2 protein-coding genes are annotated in these 4,007 nt (G+C 67.1%); one reads left to right on the top strand and one right to left on the bottom strand.

What is annotated here, in order from left to right:
• Positions 1-143 precede the first annotated feature (143 nt).
• Positions 144-395 carry a hypothetical protein gene (locus tag QSK30_RS36465; RefSeq protein ID WP_285509982.1) on the top strand — a complete coding sequence of 84 codons (252 nt, stop codon included), beginning with the start codon at positions 144-146 and terminating at the stop codon, positions 393-395.
• A 2-nt stretch (positions 396-397) separates the two neighbouring features.
• On the opposite strand, the gene QSK30_RS36460 is transcribed toward QSK30_RS36465, so the two are convergent.
• Entirely contained in the window at positions 398-3,589 is a 3,192-nt protein-coding gene (locus QSK30_RS36460) for an NACHT domain-containing protein (protein WP_285509981.1), read from the bottom strand.
• Positions 3,590-4,007: the final 418 nt, after the last annotated feature.

Here is a 4,007-nt window from a genome sequence, read left to right as displayed (position 1 = left end):
ACCGACGACGCCGACAACGGAGCCTCGGGCGACTCACCCCAGTCGAGTTTGAGACCATCTACAAGGCCGCTCAGGCGGCTTGAGAACCATCAACCCCGAGTGTCAACCGAACCCGGGGCAGTCCCGACGTCCTCTTCCGCGCCTTGAAAGACCGGCTCAAGTTGCTGCCTGCCGCCACCCTGCAGGCCTGCCAGCGCGCAGTCGCCATCGCGGGAAACGAGATGGGCGACATCCGTACCAGCCGAGCCGCCACCAGCCGCGATGTGATCACCACCATCCTGCGCCTGTACCGACAAGGCGACCCTCGCACGCGAACCGAATGCCTCGACCTCATCGACACACTCACCGCAACAGGCGCCTACGGCCTCGACGTCGCACTGGCGGACGAGCGGTGAGACTAGAGCGGGTCGCTGGTACTTGAGCGACCGGCTGCCGCGAGCCTGCGTTGGAGTTCGAGGTGGCGGAACTGGTAGGTGGAACCGTTCTGTCGTAGGACGCCGTGCATCATGTGGGCGTCGGCGAGGAAGCGCATCAGCTGCGGGGGTAGTTCGTGCCTGATGGCCAGCCATGCCGACGTTGTCGCGAACCGGACCCAGACCGTGTGGCCGCTGGCGATGATCATGCCGATCGGTAGGCCGTAGGCGAGTGCACCGAGTAGTCCACGGCCGGGGTCGAGCACGTGCAGACCGCTGATGAACGTGGTCAGGAGACCGGTCATGAGCGCGATGACCGCTGTGATGGTGAAGAAGATGCGTCGATCGGTGGCCAAACCGCGCTTCGGGTCTTGGACCAAGGTGAGATCGCGTGGGGCATCCATCCCGAACGACAGTGCGATCACGACCGCGACGGGCAGTCCGATCACGGCTGCGTTGGGCACGTAGTCGAGGCTCATTGTTGTGTAGCCCGCGCTGACTCCACCAAGTATGCCCAACAGTGCACCGTTCACCGTCCATCGCAGTCGTTGTGCGGGGAGCGTTGAGCCGACCAGCCGTCGGCCGAGTTCGACTGCCAGGCTGGTGAACAGGGCCACTGCGGCGCCGTAGCCGGACCCGTACACGGTTGTATAGATGAGCCCGCATAAGGCGCCGCAGGCGGCCGGACTGGTTAACAGGCCGCGTGTGGGTTGCTGGGGCAAGGACCAGATCCCCCACAGGACGAAGATCGCCATCGCCAGGGCGGCGAGGGCGTCCGCCTCACCGAGGAGGAACCAGTTGGTCAGGACCAGCAGGCTCGCCAGAATCCAGAAGAGAGGGGAACGGGAGGTCCTCGTCACCGCAATGGGGCCGGGTCCTGAGAGGGCGGTCACCGTCGCGATCAACGTTGTGAGCAAACCCAACGCCACTGCTGAGCTTGCACCTCGCAGGACGCCGTCATGGCTCGGCCACTGGAGGCCGACGAGGGGCAACGCCATGACCACGGTCACCAGTGCGCCGAGTGGCCATGGGCGCAAGCGTGGTCGTGAGCCGGTGGCGGCGAACATGCGGTCCCTGAGCGTAAGCCACACGATCGCGCCAGCCACCTGTGCGAGGGGTAGGGCCCTGTCCAGGATGTCGGAGAATGACGCGGTCGAGCCTGACGCGGCTGCGTTTGTAGTGAGCACGCCCGTGGTGACGGCGAGGACGACGGCGAAGGCGGCGATCGCCCACCGGGTCGGCCCAGCGCGTCCTGGGCTCCGCGGTTCTCCGCGCCGGGCCATCGCCGATGCCACGCTGACCGCCAGCCCAGCCAACAGGCCGTAGGCGAATGTCTGGTCTGGTGGAAGGGCGAGGACGACGGCTGGAACGCCCACCGCCGGAAGGGCCGCCAGCCGATCTGAGAGCACGGTCGCGAGGAAGACCACGACGCCGGCCCTGAGGCCGCGGGGGCTGCCGGGCTTCGACCGCGACGATAGGCCGGTCATCAGCCCTGCCACGAGGATCAGGTCGAGCGGGGGCCGCGTTCCGTTGGTCAAGTCGCCACCGAGATTCGCTGCGAGCCCGCCACCGATGCCCACGAGCAGGCCGGTGATCACGGCCGCGTCCAGCCGTCCGGTCAACCAACGGACCAGGCCGAACGCCAGCCCAGTGGTCATGGCGATGTTCAGCGCTGTCAGCAACAGCAGGCTGAGAGAGTCGAAGAACGCGATGTAGAAGACGAACGCCAGCAGACCGGCGGCCAGGGACATCCCCAGCCCGATGAGCCACTGCGCGACGAGGCGTTCCGCCGGTGGTCCGGTGCGGAAGGACAGACGCCACCAGGCCAGGTCGGGGGAGCCGTGGTGGTCGTGTTCGAGATGCCGGGCCAGGTAGGTGAGTGCTCGGCCCGCCTGGGTCGGTGTCCACCTGCTGGGCCTGGTGGGGTGCGGGCGGTACGCGGCGGCGATGAAGCCGTCGAAGAGGTGGTGGTCGATCGACTGGCGGTCGGGGAAGGTGAGCAGTTCGGCGGGGTGCGGCACGGCGGTCAAAGGCTCGCCTGGGCGCGGGTTGTAGATCACCCGGGCCAGCGTGGCGGCCAGCGGGGTCGTCATGGCGTCTGCAAGTGGACCCGGTGTGGTCATGGCAGATTCCATGTCGTCCCAACGCGTTTCGCCCTTGGGGCCGCTACTGCTACTGCGCAGGTACCGAAGGACATCGGTTGGGGCGAGCGCCCGGACTCGAATGCCTGCGGCACCGGCGAGAGTGATGTCGGCACCGTCGGCCGGGCGGGTCGCAGCCCGGTAGGCGTTGGTGCGGCTGCTGAGGACGAGAGGTTGGCCTGCCTCCAGTGCGTGGTTGATCCCGGCGAGGGCTTGGCCGCGGACCGCGTCGGGGATCTCGTCGAAACCGTCGAGGAGCAGCACGACCAGCCCTCGGTCGAGCAGCTCTCGAGCCAGAGTGACTCGCCCGACTTCGTGGCGAAGGGCTGGGTGGTCCAGGGCCAGGCGGTGAGCCAGCCAGCCGCGAAGATCGTGCTCGATCGGGTTCCAGGAGGCCACCGACACCAGCGCTGGAACTGGATCACCTGGTCTACGGCATTCCGGGGCCAGCAGGTTGAGCACCAAACGCGCCAGCAGCATGGTCTTCCCGCTCCCGGGATCGCCGAGCACCACCAGTCGCCCGGTTGGGACCCTGGTCCAAGACGAGATCAAGTCGCCATCACCCGATAGCTCGGCGGGGTCCTCGGCCCAGCCGTCGCGGATACCGGGATTCGGCCAGCCGACACCGTTAGTGGCGAGCCGCGTGATGTCGGTCCAGGCCGCGAACAGGGTGGGGTCTGCGGCTTCCCAGGTCACCGGCAACGGATACGGGTCATTGACCTCGCGCCGCCGCACCTCCTCCCGCCACTGCCTGCCCACGGCGGAGGCGAGATCATCGAGCACCCTGGACAGATCTGGGATGTCACTGCTGCGGCGCAGTTCGACGATCATCGTGGTCGCGATCATGACACCCGCCACCGCCCACACAGTCGGCTGCCACCACGGCTCCTCGATCTGAACGGTGTCCGTAGCCATGTTGCCGACGAGCGCCAGGCTGATAGGCAGCAGCACCAATGCGACCAGCGAGAACTGGCGCCGCGTCCCAACACTCCGCACAACCGTGCAGCGTACCGAGTACGGCGGGTCCGAGGGCAAGGCTGGAACAAGAAGTGGGCCCCGTACGACAGGCGTGAACCTCCCCAATCGCCAGGCTCGATCGCGCGCAGTGGCGGCGAGCACATCGTGCACGTTGCCATGACCGCGGCCCCCGGGCCAGATCCCGACGTGGCGATCATCGAGTTCGAGCCTCTGTGAGCTTCCGGTCGCCTCGGCATTGTCCGCAGGCCCAGCCATGAGACTCAACCCGCTGGTTAAGAGCCAACTTGACGACCTGTCGGACGGTGCCGAGTGATTCCGAGTCGGGCCGTTCCTGCTGGTTGCGTCCAGTGTCAATGGCCATTTGTTCTTCCCCATAGGCGGCCTGGAGTTCTCCCCGCTGGTGGCCACCCAGATCTCCCCAACGGCGGCCAGATAGTTCCCCGCCCTGGGTTGGGACTCGGTCAGCTCAACGGCA

Origin of the sequence: Actinokineospora sp. NBRC 105648, assembly GCF_030269645.1 — a bacterium.
GTDB lineage: Bacteria > Actinomycetota > Actinomycetes > Mycobacteriales > Pseudonocardiaceae > Actinokineospora.
The sequence above is the reverse complement of the archived record's forward strand: the minus strand, read 5'-3'. Positions and strand labels throughout refer to the sequence as shown.